This is a genomic window from Streptomyces sp. NPDC020490 (genome assembly GCF_044335305.1).
Taxonomy (GTDB): Bacteria; Actinomycetota; Actinomycetes; order Streptomycetales; family Streptomycetaceae; genus Streptomyces.
This window is the reverse complement of record NZ_JBIRUY010000004.1, coordinates 209,401-229,380: the sequence shown is the minus strand read 5'-3', so window position 1 is coordinate 229,380 and position 19,980 is coordinate 209,401. Positions and strand designations below refer to the sequence as shown.

Below are 19,980 nucleotides of genomic sequence, written 5' to 3'. Positions count from 1 at the left end.
GGTGTGCCGGTCTCCTACGGACCGTCAGTAGCGGCGGTCCGTGCGGCGGTCACCGACGTCGCGCCGTCGGTCGCCGTCCCAGCGGTGGCCGCCGTCGCGGTGGTGCCGGTAACGGTCGTCGCCGTCGCGGCGGTCGCGGCGGTCGCCGCCCCAGGAGAACTCGTCGATGAACCGGCCCCGGTCGTTGCGCAGGGTCGCGGTGTCGTAGTCGTTGTCCCACACGTAGTCGCGGCGGTCCTGGTACAGGTCCTCGGAGGTGTCCCGGCCGAAGCCGGTGTGCACGCGGACGGTCGAGCCGCCCTCCAGCCAGACGCGGCGGAAGGTGTAGGTGTAACCGTCCTCGTCGGAGAGGGTCCAGCCGTCCAGGTCGACAGCCCGGCGGGAATCGTTGGTGATGTCCACCCACTCCCTGTTCAGCGAGCGGTTGGAACGGTCCTCCCAACCCGGGGAGTCGTACTGCACACCGCTGATGACCACACGCTCACGGTACGAGCGGCCATGGCCGTGGTCGGCAGCCGCGGCCGGCAGCGTCACCGCGCCCAGGACAGCGGCGGCCACGCCGCACGCGGCGGCCAGACGGCGAACGGAAGAAGAAACGGACACGAAGTCCCCCTTCACGGGTGCGCACACCCCACGGCGCCGCGAACGGCGCAGGCCGGCAGGGTGTGTGGTGCTGGTGTGTGACCGGTCGGCCGCACACGCACACCTTCCGGCCCTCGTCCCGCCGGGTGCGGCACCCGCGAACGGCAGTTACCGATTGCGCATATTCCTGTGACTATCGGATGCAAGGCACATGAATGTTCTGTGTGTGGCGTATTGACGCCATATAGGAGCTTTTGGGCGTGGAAGTACGGGCCTGCGGCAATGCCCGGCCGGCTCTCGCCACCCCACCGGCACCACCGCGGTCACCCGAAAGTGCGTAACAACGATCCGTCCGGCGATGCCTGCTGTCAGGTGGCGTCGGCCCACAGGTCGGTGCTGTGGGCCCCGACGAGAGCGCTGATGCGGGCGAGTGCCTCAGTGACCGGCTGCGGGTCGAGCCGGCGCCCGTCACGCAGGCGCAGTGCGACGTGATCGTCAGCGGCCTCCCTGGCGCCGATGACGGCCTGGTAGGGAACCAGGCGGGCCTCTCGGACACGGGCGCCCAGGCTGCCGCGTTCCGGCCCCGCGACCTCGGCTCGCAGTCCGAGGCGGGCACAGTGCCGGGCGAGGGCGGCGGCGTTCGGCAGTTCGGTGTCGGAGATCGGGAGAATGACCAGCTGGGTGGGGGCGAGCCAGGCGGGGAAGGCGCCACCGTGCTGTTCGATGAGGTGGGCGACGGCTCGTTCCACACTGCCGATGATGCTGCGGTGGACCATGACCGGACGGTGTCTGGCGCCGTCCGCGCCGATGTAGTGCAGGTCGAACCGCTCGGGCTGGTGGAAGTCGACCTGGACGGTGGACAGGGTGAACTCCCGGCCCGCGCCGTCGGTGACCTGGACGTCGATCTTCGGGCCGTAGAACGCGGCCTCTCCCTCGGCTGCCTCGTAGGGCAGGCCGGAGTGGTGGAGGACGTAGATCAGCAGGGCGGTGGACCGCTGCCACTTCTCGGGCGCGTCGACGTACTTGCCGCCGGGGCCCTGGAGGGAGAGCCGGTAGCGGGTCGGGGTGATGCCGAGCGCCGCGTAGGCCCGGCGGATCATCTCCAGCGCCGCCTGCGCCTCCTCGGCGACCTGGTCCAGGGTGCAGAAGATGTGCGCGTCGTTGAGCTGGATGGCCCGTACCCGGGTCAGGCCGCCGAGCACGCCGGACAGTTCGGAGCGGTACATGCCGCCGAGTTCGGCCATGCGCAGGGGCAGTTCGCGGTAACTGCGGGAGCGGGAGCGGTAGATCACCGCGTGATGGGGGCACAGGCTGGGCCGCAGGACGACCTGCTCCCCGCCGAGTTGCATCGGGGGGAACATGTCGTCGCTGTAGTGCGCCCAGTGCCCCGAGATCTCGTACAGCTCCCGCTTGCCGAGTACCGGTGAGTACACGTGGCGGTACCCCGCTCGCCGCTCGGCGGCGCGGATGTACTCCTCCAGGGTGTGCCGTACGGTCGCGCCGTCGGGCAGCCAGTACGGCAGGCCGGCGCCGATCAGCGGGTCGGTGTCGAACAGGCCCAGTTCACGGCCGAGTCTGCGGTGGTCGTGCATGGCGGTCTCCTCGCGGACATCGGGCGGGTGACCGCAAGGCGAAGCCCCGGGGCACTCGCCCCGGGGCTTCGGATCAAGACATCTGTCAGCGCGCCGGGACACTCTCCGGCGTCGTCGTCATGGCAGCGCGCTTCATGCGGGAGACGTTAGCAGGGCGTAGCGATGCCCGCACGGTGATTCCTCGTCACGACGAACATGGGGACCGGCGCCACATGGCCGTGCGGCTGCCGGCGGCCGCGTCGGCCAGGACCGACGAGCGGCGCGGCGGTCAAGATCGGGATCTCGGGGCAGACGGCCCAGTGATCTCCGTGCCGACAACGGGAAAGGGTCTCCCCACCGTGACCACACGTACGCGCCGCATACGCCCCAGTGACCGCCGACGGCCCTTCGATCTTCGCGCCACGGCCGTGTTCTTCGCCCTTCTCGCGCTTCTGCTGACCATCACCGGCTTCGCCGTCCGCTCGGCGGCCGGCGCGCTGCGGCACCGCCCGATGTGGGTCGTGCTCTGTCTCGTCGTGACGGCGACCGTCATGGCCCTGCACGGGCGCCGGCGCGCATTCTCCGCGAAGCGGACCGCGCACCGGGCCGCCGTGGCCCTGGAGGAGGCGACGCACACCGCCCTCGACATGCTCGACACGCCGGCGATTCCCGCCGCGGCCGCACAGCCCGCGGGCAACGCACCGGCGACCGGTTGTCCGGGTGTCCCCGCGCCCCGCCCGGGCGACGACGCGGCCGAGGCGACGATCGCCTTCCAGGGCGGCGGGACGGCCACCGCGCCTGTGGCCGGTGCCGAGGCCCCGAGCGACGCGGCCGGCGCCCTCGAAGCCCCCGAGACGGGCGTGTACGGGGGCGCGCTCGGCTACGACGACCTGGACGCCGACGAGTTCGAGCAGGCGATCGCGGGGCTGTGCGAACGGGACGGATGCTCCCGGGTCGATGTCGTCGGGGGCGCGGGAGACCTCGGCGCCGACGTCCTGGCCGTCGCGCCGGACGGGCGCCGCGTCGTCATCCAGTGCAAGCGCTACTGCGCCGGAAACCGCGTCGGCTCCCAGGATCTGCAGCGCTTCGGCGGCACCTGCTACACCGTTCACGAGGCCGACGTCGCCGTCGTCGTCACGACGAGCGACTTCACCGCGCCGGCCGCCGAGTACGCCGAGCAGTGCGGCATCGTCTGCGTGGACGGGGAGGCCCTGCGAGCCTGGAGCGACGGCACGGGGCCGACGCCCTGGAGCGCACCGGCCCCGGAACAGCCCCGGCGCTGAGCCACCCCACGCCCACCGGAGCCGGCCGGAGCCTGCCGCCTTCAGCCGGCTCGCCTTCGCACTGCGGGCCCGCGTCCCGCTTGGCGAGAGACACAGACGTGCCCTTACGCCCCGGCGGGCCGGCGTCCGTCGTAGCCTGCGGCCATGACCGACACGTTCCCTTCCACCCCGTGTGAGGCCTTCGACCTGCTTCTGGCAGGCAACCACCGCTTCGCCGCCGGCACACCTCGGCACCCCAACCAGGACGCCGCCCACCGCGCCGGCCTGGCCTCGGCCCAGCGCCCCTTCGCCGTACTGTTCGGATGCTCCGACTCCCGGCTGGCCGCCGAGATCATCTTCGACCAGGGGCTCGGAGACCTGTTCGTCGTCCGCACCGCCGGACATGTGGCGGGGCCGGAAGTCCTGGGCAGCATCGAGTACGGGGCGAGCGTGCTGGAGTGCCCGCTGGTCGTGGTCCTCGGCCACGACCGCTGCGGGGCCGTGGCCGCGACCCGGGAAGTCGTGGCCGACGGTACGACCGCCCGCGGGTACCTACGGGAGGTGACGGCGCGGGTGACACCCAGTGTGCTGGCCGCGCACGCCGCCGGCGCGAGCGACGACGACGAGTTCATCGACACGCACGTACGGCACACCGTCGACTTCCTCGTGGAGCGCTCCCGGGAACTGGCCGACCAGGTCGCCTCCGGACGCACGGCGGTCGTGGGCCTGTCCTACCGCCTGGCCGAGGGCAACGCCCGGCTGGTCACCTCCCGCGGCCTGGATCTGCCCCCGGGCCCGGTCTCCCGTTCCGACGCCGTGCCGAACGCGGAGCGGCCGGTGTGACGAACGCGGACGAACGGGTGACGCGGGTTCGCGAGGTACGGCGGCGGCTCGCGCGCGAGGGGCCGCCGCGGACGCGGGACCGTGAGGGGGACTTCGAGAGCGTCACGGTGCCTGAACGCCACTGCGATCAACTGCGCGATCTACTGGTCTCCGAGGGGGCTGAGACGGTCGTCGAGATCGGTCTCGCGTACGCCGGCTCCGCACTCGCCATCGGTGAGGCCCTGGCGACCGTCGATCCTCCGCTGCCCCGGCACATCGTCATCGACCCGTTCCAGGAGGGCGAGTATGCCAACGCCGGCTGGGATCTGCTGCGCTGCGCGGGGCTGGACTCCTTCACCACGCTCATGCTCACTCCGTCGTCGACCGCGCTCCCACAGCTCCTCGGCGAGGGCTTCGTCGCCGACGCGGCGTTCGTGGACGGCAGTCACCGGTTCCACGAGGTCTTCGTCGATCTCTACTTCTTGCGCAAGATCGTCCGGCCCGGGGGCCTGATCGTCATCGACGACGACTGGTGGCCGTCCGTACACACCGCCGCGCAGTACTACGAGCGCAACACGGGATGGCAGGTGATCCCCGACGCCTTTCCCGGCGACACGACCGGCACCGGACCACGGGGCGGACCAGGGGTCCGGTGCAAGGCGTATCGACTGCCCGACCCCTCGTTCGAGCCGTCCTTCGACGACTTCCGCGCGTTCTGACGTGGCACGATGCCCTCGATGTCGACGCCGGACAACTCCGGTGCCCCGGCTGACGGGCGGCGCCAGGCTTCCCGTCAGCTCGATCCACTGCCCCTCCAGTACTGTCTGACGGTCAGTACGGAGCGCCCTGATGGATCTCGTCTGCGAGCGCGTCGAGCGCATCGAGGATGAAGGCGAAGCGCTTCTTCCTCTTCAGCCATGCACCGGCCGCGGTAGGGGCGTTCGCCCCCTTGAGCTGATGCGCAGTGGGGTTGCCGACGATCCCGAGGCGGTGGGCGACGATCGCCTTGCGCAGCGTCTGCTTGCTCTGCGGGCTCTCGTGGGCCGCGTAGTTCCGCAAAGCGATCAACAACGCCAGGGCGTGGAAGTAAGCCCTGTTCTTCACAGCGTCGTAGAGGTAGTGGCCATCGCCTCCGGTGAACTTCTTCACCGTCTTGAGCAGACCGTCGCGGCCGGCGAAATCGAAATAGCCGCCTCCGGTGACGAGGTGCTCGCAGACCTTTTCCGTCATGTGCTTCGGAAAGGCGATGCTGGTGTGCTCACTGAACGGCTTGGAGTCGTTGTTCAGCGCCACGATCAGACACTCCAGCATCAGGCTCTCGAAGGCCACGCTGGTCTTCATCAGCGCTGATTCGTAGGACCAGGTAACCGCCTGGTCACTGAGCCCGGACGTGTCGATCTCGTCGAGGTATGCCCGTATGCGTTGCGTGGTGTCCTTGAACTTGTTCGCAGCGAACCGGCCGCTCTTCTTCCGCCCCATGGTGATCAGCGTACGGCCACCACCGGACCGGCAGGCCATGACGAGGTGTGCCGCCCCCAGGTCTCGTTGTCTGAGCTCGAGTCGGCCTCGGCCGAGGTCGTCGAGTCAGTCGGCTGCGGCGGTCCGGTCGAGGAAGCGTCGCAGGCCGGTTCGTACGCCGTCGGTGGGGACGGTGGCGGCGAAGGACGCCGCCTCGACCGCCAGGCCCTCGTCGATCGGCAGGTTGATGCCGCGGGTGACCGCGCGCAGGCAGGCCGCTACGGCCGTCGGCGCGTGCCGGATGATCCGGGCGGCCAGGTCCCGGGCGGCGTCGAGGAGTTCGCCGGCCGGTACGACGGTGTTGACGAGGCCCAGCTCGGCGGCCCGGGCGGCCGGGATCGGGTCGCCGGTGAGGATCATCTCCAGGCCGCGCTTGCGGCCGACGTGTCGTGGCAGGCGCTGGGAGCCGCCGAAGGGAGGCGGGAAGCCGAGGGAGATCTCGGGCTTGGCGAAGGTCGCGTGCTCCGCGGCGATCGCGAGCGGTGCGGCCTCGGTGATCTCGCAACCCCCTCCGTAGGCCAGGCCGTTGACCGCGACGATCACCGGCTTGGGGAACTCCTCGATCCGCCGGGTCAGCGCCTGTCCCCGGCGGACGATCTCGCGCACCGCTCGTTCGGGCCCGCCGGCGATGCTGCCCGCCAGAGACGGGATGTCCGCGCCGGCACTGAACGCCCTGCGCCCCGCGCCGGTCAGGACGACCGCCCGGACGCCGTCGTCGGAGTCGACGAGGTCGAGCTGGGCGAGCAGCGCGTCGATCGTCGGGTAGTCAAGAGCGTTGAGCTTGTGCTCCCGGTCGATGGTGATCACTACGACCTGGTCGTCCCGCTCGATACGCACGGTCATGCCGCCACTCCGTTTCGCCTGGGTTCGGACCCGCCGAGGCTACGAGCCGCGATCCAGGACGATCCACTGATTGTCCTGGATACACTGGCGCCCTTCCACGACCCTCCTCCGCGACGGACGGCAGGTGCCGCATGCGACCGTCCTCCTACAAGGCCGTCGTCCACGAGTTCGCCGCGGCCATCCGCTCCGGCGCGATCCCGGCCGGCACCCGGCTGCCGACGCACCGCGCTCTCGCGCGCGAGCGGCGGATCGCGCTGGCCACCGCCACCCGCGTCTACGCCGAACTCGCCGCGCTCGGCCTGGTCGTGGGAGAGCCGGGCCGGGGAACGTTCGTCCGGGTGCGCTCCGGCTACGACGGGCTCGAACCGTCACGCGCCCTGCCGGTGCCCCGGACGGCGGACCTGTCCTTCAACCAGCCGCTGGCCGCCGGACAGGCCGACCTGCTGCGGCGGGCTCTGCGCACGATGGCGGTGTCGGGAGACGTCGAGGCGCTGCTGCGGCAGCACCCGCCGGGCGGACACCGGCACGACCGGGCGGTCGTGGCGACCTACCTGCTGGGGCGGGGGATCGACACGGTGCCGGACAACGTCCTGCTGACGAGCGGGACCCAGCAGGCGCTCGACGTCGTGCTGCGCACGCTCACCCGGCCCGGTGACGTCCTCGCCGTCGACGCGCTCAGCTACCCGGGCATCAAGCTCCTCGCCGCGGCGCACGGCCTCGACCTGGCCCCCGTCCCGGTCACGGCCGGGGGACCGGACCTCGACGCGCTCGATGAGCTGTGCCACGCCCGGCCCGTCCGTGCGGTCTACACGATCCCGACCGTGCACAACCCGCTCGGCTGGGTGCTCGACCGGGAGCAGCGCGACCGGCTGGCCGCCCTCGCCCGCTCGCACGACTGCCTGATCGTCGAGGACGGCACCTACGCCTTCCTCGAACCCTCGCCGCCGCCACCGCTGCAGGCCCTGGCACCCGAACGCACCTGCTACGTCGCCGGTCTGTCCAAGAACGTGGCACCCGGCCTGCGCTTCGGCTTCGCCGTCCTGCCCGACCGTCATCTGCGGGCAGCGGTGAACGCTCTTCGCACCGCGGCCTGGGGGACGCCGGGAGTCGTCACCGCACTCGCCACCGGCTGGATCGCCGACGGAACGGTCACCCGCCTGGAGGAAGACCGCCGCGAGGACGCCGCCGCCCGGCAGGACATCGCCCGTGCCGCGCTCGCCGGCCTGGACATCACGGCACACCCGGTCTCCTACATCGTGTGGGTCGGCCTGGAGCCGCACCAGCGCCCCGATCACGTCGCGGCCGTGCTCGCGGAGGAAGGGATCCTCGTGTCCACCGCGGACGCCTTCGCCACCGGCCCGCACCGTCCCCACGCGCTCCGGCTGGCACTGGCCACACCGCCCCGGGACGAACTCGGCGCCGTGCTGCGCTGCTTGAAGGACGCGATCGACGCCGTCCCCCCGTGACACGTCGTCGAATTCCGCGCAGCGGGACGTGGTGATCAGGCCTGCCACCGGGACGTTCCGTGTCAGGATTCGAGCAGGTTCGAAGGGGCGGCCGCGCGGCCGGCGGGGGATCGGACACCGGGGAGAGGCATGATCGAGCTGACCGTGGACGCTGCCGGGCTCGCCCGTTCCCGCTTCTCGGTCTCGCCGTTGCACGAGGTCGTCGCGACCCTGCTGCCCTGGGGTCTGCGACCGGCCCCGGATGCCGATCCGTGGGTCGCCCGTACGCGGCGCGTGCTGCGCCGGGCCAAGTTGCCCCTGCTGTCCGAACTGGCCCTGGAGCAGGGCGGATACGTGCCCGACTTCCTCAGCCCGCACCCGTGCGGCCCCTCCCCCACCGTCGAGGAGGAGCTGGAGCGGGTCCGGTGCACCCCGCCGCAGCGTGTGCTGGGCGAGCTGGAGGCGTTGCGCGAGGGGCGGCCGCGCCACGGCCTCGCCGGTTCCGAGCTGCCGGCCGGGGTGCGGCGCGCCATGGCGCGCGGCGGCGCGCACGTGGCCCGGCAGGCCGCGGACGAGATGCGGCGCTACTGGGAGCTGGCCTTCGCCCCGCACTGGGAGGCGGCCAAGGCCGTCCTCGACGCGGAGGTCGACCGATGCGCCGGCATGCTGGCCCGGCACGGCGCGGCCAGGCTCTTCAACTCCCTGCACCCGGGCATCCGGTGGGCCGACGGCACGCTGCGCGTCGACAGCCGGTTCCGGATCGCGCTGCCCGTGCCCCTGGTGGTCGTCGTACCGTCACTCGTCGCGTCCGGGCCGGGCGTGGCCGTGGACCCGACGCGCGCGGGAGACCGGCCCCCGATGCTCGTCTATCCCGTGCGCGACAAGGCCATCACCGGCGCCGTCGCCCCGGCGGCCCCCTCCGCCGAGGTGGCCCGGCTGCTCGGGCCCACCCGCGCCGGGCTGCTCACCGCGCTGGCGCAACCCGCCTCCACCGCGCAGCTGGCGGCACGTCATTTCCTCAGCCCGGCCACGGTCTCGTACCACCTGGGTGTACTGCACCGGGCCGGTCTCGTCGCCCGCGCCCGGTCCGGCCGGTCGGTGCTCTACCGCCGCACGCCCGAGGGATCCCGGCTGGCGGGGAGCCGGAACACCGGGAGCCGGAACACCGACCGAAAGAAAATGAGCCGGTAAAAAAACGATCAACTTGCTTGACATGTCTGAAATCGTTCACCCGGCCCCGCGGTCGCACCATGTCCCTTCGGTCACCTCTCCCGTCGCCACAAGCCACATGCCGACCCGTTCGCCGAGGGACCGACGGTCCCGGACGGGTTCGCGTCGCTTCCGTGAACGATGCGTCCCTAGGGGACCAGTCGAAAACAGGACGGCCAAGTTCCGCCTGGTGTCCCCTGGGCCGCCGTGCGAACGTTCGGTCGTGTGCGGCAGTGATGTCCATGCGACCGGAGGGACGGAAAAGTCATCGTGGTGACGACGATGGTGACGTTCGAGTCGGCTGTGAGAGTCCACGCCCTTCATGATCGGGCCCCTGCCGCCGACCGCGCCCCGCGTGGATGAGGAGCGAGGCGTGACCACGATTCTCCTGGTGTCGGGCAGTCTGCGGCGGGGATCGGTCAATTCCGCCGTCATCGCCACCGTGCGCCGGATCCTCACCGCGCACCGCCCCACGGTCCGGACGCCCGGCCTCGACCTGCGGGCCCTGCCCTACTACGACGAGGACGTGGACGCGGTCGACGGATCCGCGGCCGTACGTGCGGCCCGCGCGCTGGTGGAGTCGGCCCACGCACTGATCATCAGCACCCCCTCCTACAACGGAGAGGCACCCGGCGTCCTGAAGAACGCGCTGGACTGGCTGTCCCGCCCCTGGGGGGACAGCGCGCTCACCGGCAAACCGGTCGCGGTGGTCACCGCGTCGTCCGGGCGCAAGGCCGGAGCCGAGGCGAGGCCCGGTCTGCACTCCGTGCTGGAGCGCGCCGGCGCGATCATGGTCGACCACGCGCCGGTCGCCATCGGCAACGGGGAGGCGCTGCCGTCGGACGCCTTCGGCTTCACCGCCCCCTCCGTCGTCGCCTCGCTGGAAAGCCTGGTGGAGGCGACCCTGGCCCAGCGCGTCCCACTCCTGCGACAGCAGCCGCGCATCCCCCTGTAGCCCTACCTCCCCGGTGGCCGGCATTCCACGGCCGCCACGGGGGCGTTGCTCGACCGGACGCCTCCTCGTCCTGTTCCCCGGTGACCGAAGGCGAGGTGATCCCCATGTCGAAGCCCGTGCGCCGCGTCCTGCGAGGCGAGATCTGAGCGTCGTAGCAGGCGAGCCGGCCGGCGGTTCGCGTACCGGCGAGATGCAGGCGAGGAGGTGATCTTCATGACCAAGCCCGTGCGCCGCGTCCTGCGTGGCGAGATCTGAGACCCGTGATCCACGTCGGAACCGTTTCCCGGGGAGGGCGCCGAGCCTTCCCCGGGAAGCGGCCGGCGTCACCACTCGGCCCCGGCGCCCGGACATCCCACCGCGCGGCCCGCCGTACCCGGTGCGCCGCTCCCCGCCTTCCCACCTCGCACCCAGGAGGATCGTGCACGTGCCGAACGAAGATCGCATCACCCGTATCGTCCACCGGCCCGGGCACGGGATTCTGGCGGCCGACGTCCGAGGCGCCCTGCACTGGTTCGACGCGGAACTGAACCGCGTCCGGTCCTCCTCCTCCAGCGTGGCCGCGCAGGCTCCGGCGGGGGACCCGGTGTACGCGATCGCCTTCACCGACGACGCGGTCATCACCCGCGACAAGATCGGCAACATCTCGCGCTGGGACCTGGACAGCCTCGCCCTGACCGACCGGCTGGACGCGCGGGCGACGGCCGACCGTGAGCTGCTGCTGGAGGGCGAGCAGCCGTCGCCGACCATGCTGCGAGGCGTCGGAGTCTGGAACGGCAAGGCCTATCTCAACAACGGCTACTTCCAGTTGGTCGTCATCGACCTGGCCACGTTCACCGTCGACCGGATCGTCCCCTGGCCCCACGGCTACGACATGCTGGAGTGGTTCTGCACCGACGCGCCCGGCATACACGCCGTCTCCGACCGGCACGGCCGGATCCACCTCGGTTCGCTGGACGACCTGTCCTTCCCGACCGTGGTGGAGATCGACACCTCGAACGTGCACCGCGTGCTGTACGACGAGCGCCACCAGCGGTTCTGGGCGACGACCGACGCCGGCATCGGCGACCATTACAAGATCGCCAACGGTGTGGTGACCGTCGGGCTGGACGGAACGGTCGAGCAGCGGCTCGATTTCGCCCGCAACGACGTCGAAGGGCTCGCGTTCTCCAGCGACTTCTCCCGCGCCTACTGCGGCGGATTCGACGGCGAGCTGCTCATCTTCGACAACTCGGCCCCGGAGCTGACCGTGGCCGACCGGGTCCGCGGTTTCCCGCACCAGATCATCGATGTGACGGTCGGGGACGGTGACCGGGTCTACGTCCTCACCCAGGACGGCGAGGTGACCGCGCTCGGTCCGGACGGGCAGCACATCGGCTCGCTGCGCTACGCCCGGCAGTGCGTCTGGGACCTCCAGCCGTTGCCCGGCGACGGTCCGTCGCTGCTGGCCGCGACCGATGACGGAACCGCCCGGCTGCGCCTGGTCGAACCCTCCCCCGGGCACCCGTCCCTGCAGGTGACGGACCGGTACGTCAGCGGGCTCGGCTTCACTCGCCGGGTCACCGTCGCCGACGACGGCTGGGCGGGCGTCTTCTGGCCCTCCTCCGTGCGCCGGGTGTCGGGCGGCGGGGAGACGCTGTGGGAGCGGGAGGTGCCGGGCATCGTCCACACCCTCGCCCAGTCGCCGGACGGCACCCGGCTGTTCGTCGCGTGCAACGGCGGCGGCATCGAGTTCGACGCGGCCACCGGCGCCGAGACCGGCCGCATCGAGGACCTGCCCGCGAGCGCCTGGGCGAGCGCCTACCTCCTCGACGGACGGCGGCTGCTCGCCACCCGCAACGGTCTCATGAACGCGTACACGGCGGACTCCACGGCGACCTGGACGGCGGAACTGGGCAACTACCCCAAACGGCTGATCGTGGACGGCGACCGGGTGCGGGCCACCGGGGGCGGCGGGATCAAGGAGTTCGAGGTCGGCGGCGACAAGATCGACCAGCGCTACAGCGAGCTGCTCGACAACACCACCGAGAACTGCGCCGTCATCGAGGGCACCGTCTGCGCGATCACCTACGGCATGCAGATCGCCGCCTACGACCAGGAGTCCGGCGAACTCCTCGCCCTGCACGAGGACCTGCCGGACTTCCCCAAGGGAATGGCGGCCGTACGCGGACCGCACGGCGACCCGTACGTCGTCGTGGGCGGGCGTGGCGGCTATGTGCGCCTGTACCGGCTGGACCGGAGCGACGGCGCCGAAGTGCTCACGGCGGTACGTGATCTGTGGCTCCCCGGATCGCCCGTCGATGTGACGGTCACGCGGCCGTGACGGGGCCCGCCTCGGCCGGAGAGAAGGCCCAGCCGACCGGTTCGGACGACGAGCTCGAGCCGTCCCCCTTCCGCAGCCGCCGGTTCATGGTCTTCGCTCTCGGCAACACGGTCAACAACATCGGGGAAGCGGTGTACGCCACGGCGCTTCCCCTGCTCATGTACGAACTGACCGGCTCACTGGCCGTGATGACCGTGCTGGCCGGCGCCGTGCCGGTGGCCCTGCTGCTCGCGCCGTCCCTCGGGGTCGCCGCCGACCGCTGGGGGCCGCGGGTGCTGGTGGTGCCGGGACTGCTCCTCCAGGCCGCGGCGGCCCTGGCCATGAACCTGCTGCTGCGCGAGGGCATCCACGACACCGCCCTGCTGTTCGTCTGCGCGCTGCTGCTCGCCGCGGGAGGCACGGCCTACCGCACCGGGTGGATGACGGGCATCCCCGGCATGTTCCCCGAGTGCAAGGTGCGCGCCCGCGGCACCCTGAACAGCCTGTTCTTCGCCTCCACCCTGATCGGCCCGCTGATCGTGACGGCCACACTTCCGTGGCTGGACTACTCCGGGCTGCTCTGGTTCAACCTGTTGACGTTCTTCGCGCCCATCGGCGTGTGGGCCATGGGCATCCACCCGCCGGCCTCCCGCTCCCGCGCCGGCGGCCCGGGAGCCGGGTCCACCTCCTGGAAACTGACGGAGGGCTGGCGGGCGATCCGTGACGACCGCCGCATCCTGGCCATGCTGGCGGCGCAGATCTCGCTGGGCATCGCCTGCGGCGCCGGCCTCAACACGCTCATCATCTACGAGCTCGGCCACACCTGGCGTCTCTCGGCCCGGGAGGCGGCCACCGCGCTGACCGTGATGAACGTGTGCATGCTCGCCGGAAACCTCCTGGTGGCTCAGCGGAAACGGTTCCGTCCCCGGCTGTCGCTGGTCCTGGGCATGACCGTGCGTGCCGTGTCGCTCCTTCTGCTGGCCGTGCCCTCGTGGCCGTTGTTCCTCGCCGCCCTCGCGCTCGGCGCGGTGGGGCAGGGCGCGGTGCTGAGCACGGCGGTGATGATGCGCGTGAAGTTCCTTCCCGCCACCGTGCTGGGCCGGGCCTCGGGACTGCTGTGGCTGCTCACCGGCGGGGCCGCACTCCTCTCCCCCGTGGTGACGCCCCTGCTCAGCAGTGCCCTCGGTACCCGCCCGGCGTTCCTGGTGCTGGCCGCGGTGTCGGGCGCCGGACTGTGGTACGTGCACACGGCACGCAGCGCCTGGACGACGGTCGTCCCACCCATCGAGCCGGCAGAGAAGGAAGTGACCGATGAACCAGCTGCGTGACCACGCCGCCCGCGACGTCCCGGCCGCCGCGTCCGTCCCGCCCGGTCCCACCGTGCCGTCCGCCGCCACGAACGGCGGTCCGGCGACGCTTCCCCCGGCCTCCGTGCGGACCACCGTGCGCATCCCCATCGACGTCGGATCCGGTGAGCCGGTGCCCGCGCAGGCCGTGACGTTCAGCGGACTGGTCGACCCGCACGAGCACATCGCCGTACGGCTGGGGCCGGACAACCCCGTCCCGCTCGTCCGGCTGCACTCCGAGTGCCTGACCGGCGACGTGTTCGGCTCCGCCCGGTGCGACTGCGGTCCTCAGCTGCGGGAGGCGCTGCGGCACATCGGCGAGGTCGGCGGTGTCCTGGTGTATCTGCGGCAGGAAGGCCGCGGCATCGGGCTCTACAACAAGCTGGACGCCTATCTCCTCCAGGAGCGCGGCATGGACACCTTCGAGGCCAACCGCGCGCTCGGTCTCGGTGAGGACCTGCGGGACTACGCCGTGGCGGCGCAGATGCTGCGCGCGCTCGGGCACTCGGAAGTCGATCTGCTCACCAACAACCCCGACAAGCGGTCCCAGTTGACCGGCTACGGGGTCGCCGTCCGGCGCACCGTCCGCACCGGCGTCTTCGCCAACCCGCACAACACCGCCTACCTCATGGCCAAGGTCGTGCAGACCTCGCATTCCCTTCGTCTGGAGGAGAAGTCAGCGTGATACGGCACAACGGTCCGATCAGCGGCGTCGCGGCCTTCGGTGGTGCCTACGTCGCCACGGCCGGGTACGACAACCAGGTCGTCCTGTGGGACGCCCGCCGCCGCGAACCCCTCGCCCGCTCCTTCCACGACCATCTCGCCAACCAGGTCGCGTTCAGCCCGGACGGCGGCAGCCTGCTCAGCGCGTCCAGCGACTACACCGCCCGCCTGTGGTCGGTCCCCGACCTGCGGCTGAAGGCGGTCTACGGCGAGCACGAGGACGACGTGGAGATGGCCGCGTTCCACCCCTCCGGGCAGTTGGTCGCCACCGCGTCGCGCGACCACCGCGTCCGGGTCTTCGAGGTGTCGGGGCGGCTGGTGGCGACGTTCGAGGGGCACACGGCCGATGTGATCTCCGTGGAATGGCTGGCGGACACCGACGAGCTGCTGTCCTCCAGCGACGACGGCACGATCAAGCGCTGGTCCCTCGGGTCCGGCCGGATGGTCGCCGACATCGACCTCGACGGCGTGGAGACCGACACGATCGCCATCACGGCAAGCGGCGTGGTCTACGCGGGCAACGACGACGGCGCGATCATCAGGATCGAGGACGGGAGCACCGCACGCCACCCCGCCCACGACGCGGGCATCAAGCGGCTCGTCCACCACGCCGCGACCGGGCGCCTGGTCAGCCTCAGCTACGACCGGACGGTGCGCGTCTGGGACACCTCCGACGGCCTCGTCCGCCGGCACGTGGCCGAGTTCCCCGCGGAGATCTGGGCGCGCTCCTGCGCGTTCGTGGACGACACGACGCTGGCGTTCGCCACGTTCGGGTCCGCGTACGCCACGTACCGCCTCGACACCGGCGAATGGGACCTGACCGGCGTCGAGCCGACCCGGTGCGTCAACGCCGTCACCACGGTCGACGGCAAGGTCTGCACCGTCGGGGACGCGGGGGTGGTCCGCGCGGACGGACGACCGCTGTCCGAGCCGGGCAGCCTCTGCAACTTCCTCGTCGAGGCCGGCGGCAGGATCCTGACCGGCGGTCAGCTCGGCCGGGTCTTCGACGCCGGCACCGGCGAGGTCCTCCACCAGCACCGCTCTCCGCTGAACTGCGCGACGGGATTCGTCCGCGAGGGCGTACCGCACGTGGTCGTCGGCGCTTACACCGGTGAGGGCCTGGTGTTCGCCCTGCGGCAGGACGGCACGACCGCGCACGTGGCCACGCTGCCGCTGCACTCCAACGCGGTCAAGGGAGTGGCCGTCTCCGGGGACACGCTGTTCGCCGTCTGCGCGGACGGCTCCGCGAGCTGGTTCTCCGTCAAGACCTTCCAGGAGACCGGCCGGCTCCCCGACGCCCACGGAAAGATCGCGAACGGCTGCGCCGCGCTCACCGGCGGACGGTTCGTCAGCGTCAGCCGGGATCTCCGGCTTCGCGTCTGGGAGGGGGAGAGCGCGCACTCCGTCTCCACCCCGCACGACCACTCCATCAAGTGCGTCGCGGCGTCCCGCGACGGGCGACTCGTCGCGACCGGCTCGTACTCGGGTGTGGTGGCGGTCCACGACGTGCGCACCGGCGACTGGCCGCACGTCAGCCGGCCGACCACGGCCGGCATCTCCAGCCTGTACTACGACGCGGCCGGGGACCGCTTCCTCGCCTCCTCCTACGACGGCGACGTCTACCCGGTCCCCGCGGCTCCGGGCGGCGCTCGTGGCTGACCTCGCGGCCGGCGCGGCCGCCGTCAACCCCAACCTGCTCGACGACCGGACGGCGATGGGGCTGCCCGCCTCGTTCGTCGACCGGGTCGATCCCCAGCGGCTCGGCGCCCGGTGCCGCCGGCTCGCGGGCACCGGTCCGCAGGAGCTGGCCCGGCTGGCCGAGGATCCGGGAGCCGACTTCCTGACCCGGCTGGCCTGCGGAATGCTCCTCGCGCTGCTCGGCGACCCCCGCATCGAGGTGGACCGGCCGGTCATGCTGGACGTTCCGGCCGCCCGCGTCCGACTGGGCCTGCACCCCGACCGGGTTGACGCCGTGGTCAGGGCCTGGAGCCATGTCGGGGTCGTCCGCGACTGGATCGTCAAGGAGACCCCCGAGTACGAGACGTGGATCCCGTCCTTCCGGATCGCCCGGTACCCGGTGACCAATCAGGAGTACCGGACCTTTCTGACCGAGCGTCCCGGGACACCGCTGCCCTCGTCGTGGCAGTTCGGGGTGTACCCGCCGCACCTGGCCAACCACCCGGTGTGGAGCGTCGCCCCCGAGGACGCCGACGCGTACGCGGCCTGGCTGGCCCACCGCACCGGGCGGGCGTTCCGGCTGCCCACGGAGGCGGAGTGGGAGTACGCCGCCTCGGGCGGGGACGGCAGGGCCTATCCGTGGGGCGAGGAGGCCGGGGACGGCCTGGCGAACACCGTGGAGACAGGCCCGCTGAGCACCACGCCGGTGGGCATCTATCCGACGGCCCGCAGTCCGTTCGGCGCGGACGACATGGCCGGGAACGTGGAGGAGTACGTCGCGGACGACTACCGCCCCTATCCGGGCGGCCCGGCCGTCGACGACGACCTGGCCGCGGGCCGTGCCTCCTACCGCGTGGCCCGGGGCGGCAGTTTCACCCGCTACACCGACCTGGCCCGCTGCCGCCGCCGCCACGGCAGGCACCACCGGGCCTTCTACGCGATGGGGTTCCGCCTCGCCGAATCCCTGTGACCTGCCGGTCGACCAGCGCCGACCGGCATACCGCGGGCAGCCGGTCGAGCCGCTCCGTCCGTAGCTCGACGCGCCGCCACCGCCGGCGCGCCTACTGGTGCTGCGCCGTGCCCGCCGCGGGCTGGTCGGTCCCGCAGTAGCGGCACTTGCCGGCCGCGGCGGGAAGGTCCTCGGAGAGGCAGGCGGGGCACGTCTTCACCGGGCCGGCCTCCTTGAAGGCGGCCACCCCGCGCCGGGCCTGGATCCTCTTGTACGGCACGACGATCAGGAAGTAGACGACGGCCATGAAGATGACGAAGTAGATGACCGCCGAGATGAACGAGCCGATGTCGAGGAAGGTCGCCTTGTTCCCGGGCCGCCCGAGCTGCCACCCGAGCCCGAAGGTCCGGCCTCCTTGCGCCCGCGCGATGATCGGGTTGATCACATTGTCCGTGAAAGACATGATGAGGGTGTTGAACGCCAGCGCGACGATCAGTCCGACCGCCACGACGACGATGTCGCCCCGCATCAAAAAGTTCTTGAATCCCCTGAGTATCTCGTCTCTCCGCGTCGGCGCCGATTCGACTGACTTGACCGATTTGTCGTCAGAACGCTAGCGACCTGGTGCGGTGAGGCGACGTGTGACGCGCGGGAATCGCCCCATCCTCCCGGGCGGACGTCGGCTGGTGACGGTGCTCAGTGCCTGATGTCGATCGGTGCGACATCGGGGACTTGGTCACGGAAGTAGCGGCGCAGGTTCCGCCGGATGAAGCGGTCACCGCTGCGCAGGAGGTACCGGCGGCCGGCCTCGGTGCGGCCGAGGAACTGGTGGCGGAAGAGGTTGGCCACGATGATCGGCGGCACGGCCCAGGGCAGGGCCGGCGGCAACCGCAGATCGCGCATGCCCCGGCGGCCGAGGAAGTAGCGCAGCATGCTCAGCAGTCGTGCGCGGGCGTAGGCCCGCCGCAGCCGGGCGAATCGCGTGAACCGCAGCTCGCCCTGCGCTTCGACGAGCGCGTTGGCCAGGGGCGGACCGGCCGAACCGCCGTAGCTCTGGGTGAGGAGCAGATGGTAGTTGAACCGGTGTTGCCGGAGCTCTCGGTCGTGGAGCCAGTCCTGGTCCACCCCCATCAAGTGGCCGACGTACTTCCACAGGTGCATGAACGCCCGTGACTCGGCGCGGGTGACGCGCACGCCGAGCAGGCGGACTCCCAGCAGCTGGACCGCGTTGAAGAGGCCGAGGGTGGCGGCGAGGTCGGCCTGGTTGACCGGGAGTCCCCAGCGCTCGGCGTCCCAGCGGCCGCTGTGCTCGATCTGGTGGTTGACCAGGGCGTGCATGAGGCGGACGTGCACCGTGAGCCGAAATCCCGCCCCGTCGCGGCGCATGGCGTCGTGGCCGCTGACCGCCGTCGCCCACTGCTGGGTCTCGGCGATCCGCTGGAGGGCGGACCCGCCGGTCAGGCCTCCGGTCTCGACCAGCACACGCGGTGGCCCGTCGAAGCGGTAGGAACCGATCAGCGCCAGTTGCATCATGACGTCGGCGGCACTGCGGCCGAACCTCCTGGCCACCCGTCCGCCCTCGTTGACCAGGTCGAAGTCCACCCAGTCCGGTACCGGTTCGACGGCGGCGAAGAAGTCCTTCAGCGGTTGCGGAGGATCGGGCACCGCGGCGATGCCGTCGGCGAGCGCGCGACGGAACTGCTTCATCGTGACCTTGTCCGGATCCGTGGTGTCGCTGCGCAGCGCGTTCGCCAGGGCGGCTCCGACCTCGTCGCGCGTCATGAGCCGCTTGCCTATGGTGGCCAGGAGTTCCTCGTCGACCCCGCCCTGATGGAGCAGCAGCAGGCGCAGCGGCCGTCCCTGACGGCGGTTGAGGGCTTCGGTCTCCCGGAAGCGCCGGGGGAACCGGGACCGGGACGAAGGGGGTGCCGTGTCGCTCGCCCCGGCAGAGGTGTCGACCCGCGATGACTCGTGTGCGACCATGAGTCGATGCTGACCGACCACCGTGCTCGCGTTCAATTCGCGTCCTGATCCGCATGTCATCGCCCCGCCGGCACGCGCCACGTGATCCGGGCACTCGCGTTTCCCCGCGCAGAACACCACGGCAGGAACGGTCGCGGGTGATGGTGAGGCGGATCCTCGACGCCGGCGAACAGATACTTTCCGAGTACGGCTACGAAGGCGCCTCCACGAGCCGGATCGCGGCGACGGCGCGCATCAGTCCCGGCTCGCTGTACCAGTACTTCCCGCACAAGGACGCGATCGTCCTGTCCGTGCTGGAGCACTACGGCGACGAACTCGTCTCGCGTGTCACCGCACGGATGACGGAGCAGTTCGAGCAGCCCGCGCCGGTGATCGTGCACGGCACGCTCGCCGTGCTGCTCGACGGGCTCGACGTGGCACCGCCGTTTCTGCGCGCGGTCGTCGAGCACGGTCCCCGGCTCGACGACGGCCGCGCCCTGCGGCTCTTCGAGCAGCGGATCGGCGAACTGGTCCTGGCCTACCTGACCACACAGCGTCCGGGGCTGCGATCGGATGCCTCTCTGGAGACCGCGGTCTGGATGCTGGTGCGCATGGTCGAGCACCTCACCGTGCGCTATCTGCTGGACAGGCCGCCCATCCCGAGGGAACGCTTCCTGGACGAGCTCACCCATCTCGCCCTGAGCTATCTGCGGCCGGTGCCGTGAACCGGGAAGACCCTCATGCCCGCCGGACACGTGCCGGTCACCGGCAGGCAGAGCTCCGGAACCCGCGAGCCGGCAGGCAGCCGGTGCGCAGT

Annotated in this window: 18 protein-coding genes; 12 read left to right on the top strand and 6 right to left on the bottom strand. The window is 71.4% G+C overall.

Annotated elements, in window-relative coordinates; genetic code table 11:
• Positions 1-24: 24 nt before the first annotated feature.
• A complete protein-coding gene (locus ACH4ZX_RS07505; RefSeq protein ID WP_398268960.1) occupies positions 25-603 on the bottom strand; it encodes a lamin tail domain-containing protein in 579 nt (192 codons plus the stop codon).
• Between the two features lie 347 nt (positions 604-950).
• Positions 951-2,174, bottom strand: coding sequence for a threonine--tRNA ligase (gene thrS, locus ACH4ZX_RS07500; protein ID WP_398268957.1), 1,224 nt, complete (start codon positions 2,172-2,174; stop codon positions 951-953).
• 338 nt (positions 2,175-2,512) lie between these two features.
• On the opposite strand from thrS, the gene ACH4ZX_RS07495 reads away from it, so the two are divergent.
• The 3 genes from ACH4ZX_RS07495 to ACH4ZX_RS07485 all read left to right on the top strand — a co-directional run bounded on the left by ACH4ZX_RS07495 (position 2,513) and on the right by ACH4ZX_RS07485 (position 4,956).
• Entirely contained in the window at positions 2,513-3,436 is a 924-nt protein-coding gene (locus ACH4ZX_RS07495; RefSeq protein ID WP_398268954.1) for a restriction endonuclease, read from the top strand.
• Between the two features lie 144 nt (positions 3,437-3,580).
• Complete coding sequence (locus tag ACH4ZX_RS07490; RefSeq protein ID WP_398268951.1) at positions 3,581-4,258, top strand: carbonic anhydrase; 678 nt, start codon at positions 3,581-3,583, stop codon at positions 4,256-4,258.
• A complete protein-coding gene (locus ACH4ZX_RS07485) occupies positions 4,255-4,956 on the top strand; it encodes a class I SAM-dependent methyltransferase (RefSeq protein WP_398268948.1) in 702 nt (233 codons plus the stop codon). The genes ACH4ZX_RS07490 and ACH4ZX_RS07485 overlap by 4 nt, the downstream gene beginning before the upstream one ends.
• 112 nt (positions 4,957-5,068) lie before the next feature.
• Here ACH4ZX_RS07485 and ACH4ZX_RS07480 read toward each other — a convergent pair whose 3' ends face one another.
• Together ACH4ZX_RS07480 and ACH4ZX_RS07475 are read right to left on the bottom strand one after the other, a co-directional pair.
• Positions 5,069-5,716 (bottom strand): hypothetical protein, encoded by a 648-nt coding sequence (locus ACH4ZX_RS07480; RefSeq protein WP_398268945.1) that lies wholly within the window; start codon positions 5,714-5,716, stop codon positions 5,069-5,071.
• 105 nt (positions 5,717-5,821) lie between these two features.
• Positions 5,822-6,598, bottom strand: a complete 777-nt coding sequence (locus ACH4ZX_RS07475; RefSeq protein WP_398268942.1) for a crotonase/enoyl-CoA hydratase family protein — start codon at positions 6,596-6,598, stop codon at positions 5,822-5,824.
• A gap of 131 nt (positions 6,599-6,729) precedes the next feature.
• On the opposite strand from ACH4ZX_RS07475, the gene ACH4ZX_RS07470 reads away from it, so the two are divergent.
• The 8 genes from ACH4ZX_RS07470 to ACH4ZX_RS07435 all read left to right on the top strand — a co-directional run bounded on the left by ACH4ZX_RS07470 (position 6,730) and on the right by ACH4ZX_RS07435 (position 17,222).
• Positions 6,730-8,064, top strand: a complete 1,335-nt coding sequence (locus tag ACH4ZX_RS07470; RefSeq protein WP_398268939.1) for a PLP-dependent aminotransferase family protein — start codon at positions 6,730-6,732, stop codon at positions 8,062-8,064.
• Positions 8,065-8,193: 129 nt separating this feature from the next.
• Positions 8,194-9,234, top strand: a complete 1,041-nt coding sequence (locus tag ACH4ZX_RS07465; protein ID WP_398268936.1) for a helix-turn-helix domain-containing protein — start codon at positions 8,194-8,196, stop codon at positions 9,232-9,234.
• A 391-nt stretch (positions 9,235-9,625) separates the two neighbouring features.
• Positions 9,626-10,207 (top strand): NADPH-dependent FMN reductase, encoded by a 582-nt coding sequence (locus tag ACH4ZX_RS07460; RefSeq protein ID WP_398268933.1) that lies wholly within the window; start codon positions 9,626-9,628, stop codon positions 10,205-10,207.
• Between the two features lie 424 nt (positions 10,208-10,631).
• On the top strand, positions 10,632-12,527 hold the full coding sequence (locus ACH4ZX_RS07455; RefSeq protein WP_398268930.1) for a PQQ-binding-like beta-propeller repeat protein: 1,896 nt from the start codon (positions 10,632-10,634) through the stop codon (positions 12,525-12,527).
• The gene (locus tag ACH4ZX_RS07450; protein WP_398268927.1) at positions 12,524-13,834 is read left to right on the top strand and encodes an MFS transporter; all 1,311 of its coding nucleotides are present in this window, start codon (positions 12,524-12,526) and stop codon (positions 13,832-13,834) included. The genes ACH4ZX_RS07455 and ACH4ZX_RS07450 overlap by 4 nt, the downstream gene beginning before the upstream one ends.
• On the top strand, positions 13,818-14,537 hold the full coding sequence (ribA, locus tag ACH4ZX_RS07445) for a GTP cyclohydrolase II (RefSeq protein WP_398268924.1): 720 nt from the start codon (positions 13,818-13,820) through the stop codon (positions 14,535-14,537). Before ACH4ZX_RS07450 ends, ribA begins: the two co-directional genes overlap by 17 nt.
• Positions 14,534-16,234 (top strand): WD40 repeat domain-containing protein, encoded by a 1,701-nt coding sequence (locus ACH4ZX_RS07440; protein WP_398268921.1) that lies wholly within the window; start codon positions 14,534-14,536, stop codon positions 16,232-16,234. The genes ribA and ACH4ZX_RS07440 overlap by 4 nt, the downstream gene beginning before the upstream one ends.
• Positions 16,227-17,222, top strand: coding sequence for a formylglycine-generating enzyme family protein (locus ACH4ZX_RS07435; RefSeq protein ID WP_398268918.1), 996 nt, complete (start codon positions 16,227-16,229; stop codon positions 17,220-17,222). Before ACH4ZX_RS07440 ends, ACH4ZX_RS07435 begins: the two co-directional genes overlap by 8 nt.
• Positions 17,223-17,313: 91 nt before the next feature.
• On the opposite strand, the gene ACH4ZX_RS07430 is transcribed toward ACH4ZX_RS07435, so the two are convergent.
• Both ACH4ZX_RS07430 and ACH4ZX_RS07425 read right to left on the bottom strand, forming a co-directional pair.
• Complete coding sequence (locus ACH4ZX_RS07430) at positions 17,314-17,757, bottom strand: MscL family protein (RefSeq protein WP_398269141.1); 444 nt, start codon at positions 17,755-17,757, stop codon at positions 17,314-17,316.
• Between the two features lie 140 nt (positions 17,758-17,897).
• Positions 17,898-19,184, bottom strand: a complete 1,287-nt coding sequence (locus ACH4ZX_RS07425) for an oxygenase MpaB family protein (protein WP_398268915.1) — start codon at positions 19,182-19,184, stop codon at positions 17,898-17,900.
• 140 nt (positions 19,185-19,324) lie between these two features.
• Between ACH4ZX_RS07425 and ACH4ZX_RS07420 the strand changes: the two genes are divergently transcribed.
• Positions 19,325-19,888, top strand: coding sequence for a TetR/AcrR family transcriptional regulator (locus tag ACH4ZX_RS07420; RefSeq protein ID WP_398268912.1), 564 nt, complete (start codon positions 19,325-19,327; stop codon positions 19,886-19,888).
• Positions 19,889-19,980 lie beyond the last annotated feature (92 nt).

What these genes read in the sequence shown, in the direction of transcription:
- ACH4ZX_RS07465 (WP_398268936.1), top strand. Translation starts at nt 8,194, where the DNA reads ATGATCGAGCTGACCGTGGACGCTGCCGGGCTCGCCCGTTCCCGCTTC.
- ACH4ZX_RS07470 (WP_398268939.1), top strand. Translation starts at nt 6,730, where the DNA reads ATGCGACCGTCCTCCTACAAGGCCGTCGTCCACGAGTTCGCCGCGGCC.
- ACH4ZX_RS07420 (WP_398268912.1), top strand. Translation starts at nt 19,325, where the DNA reads ATGGTGAGGCGGATCCTCGACGCCGGCGAACAGATACTTTCCGAGTAC.
- ACH4ZX_RS07475 (WP_398268942.1), bottom strand. Translation starts at nt 6,598, where the DNA reads ATGACCGTGCGTATCGAGCGGGACGACCAGGTCGTAGTGATCACCATC.
- ACH4ZX_RS07490 (WP_398268951.1), top strand. Translation starts at nt 3,581, where the DNA reads ATGACCGACACGTTCCCTTCCACCCCGTGTGAGGCCTTCGACCTGCTT.
- thrS (WP_398268957.1), bottom strand. Translation starts at nt 2,174, where the DNA reads ATGCACGACCACCGCAGACTCGGCCGTGAACTGGGCCTGTTCGACACC.
- ribA (WP_398268924.1), top strand. Translation starts at nt 13,818, where the DNA reads ATGAACCAGCTGCGTGACCACGCCGCCCGCGACGTCCCGGCCGCCGCG.
- ACH4ZX_RS07425 (WP_398268915.1), bottom strand. Translation starts at nt 19,184, where the DNA reads ATGGTCGCACACGAGTCATCGCGGGTCGACACCTCTGCCGGGGCGAGC.
- ACH4ZX_RS07480 (WP_398268945.1), bottom strand. Translation starts at nt 5,716, where the DNA reads ATGGGGCGGAAGAAGAGCGGCCGGTTCGCTGCGAACAAGTTCAAGGAC.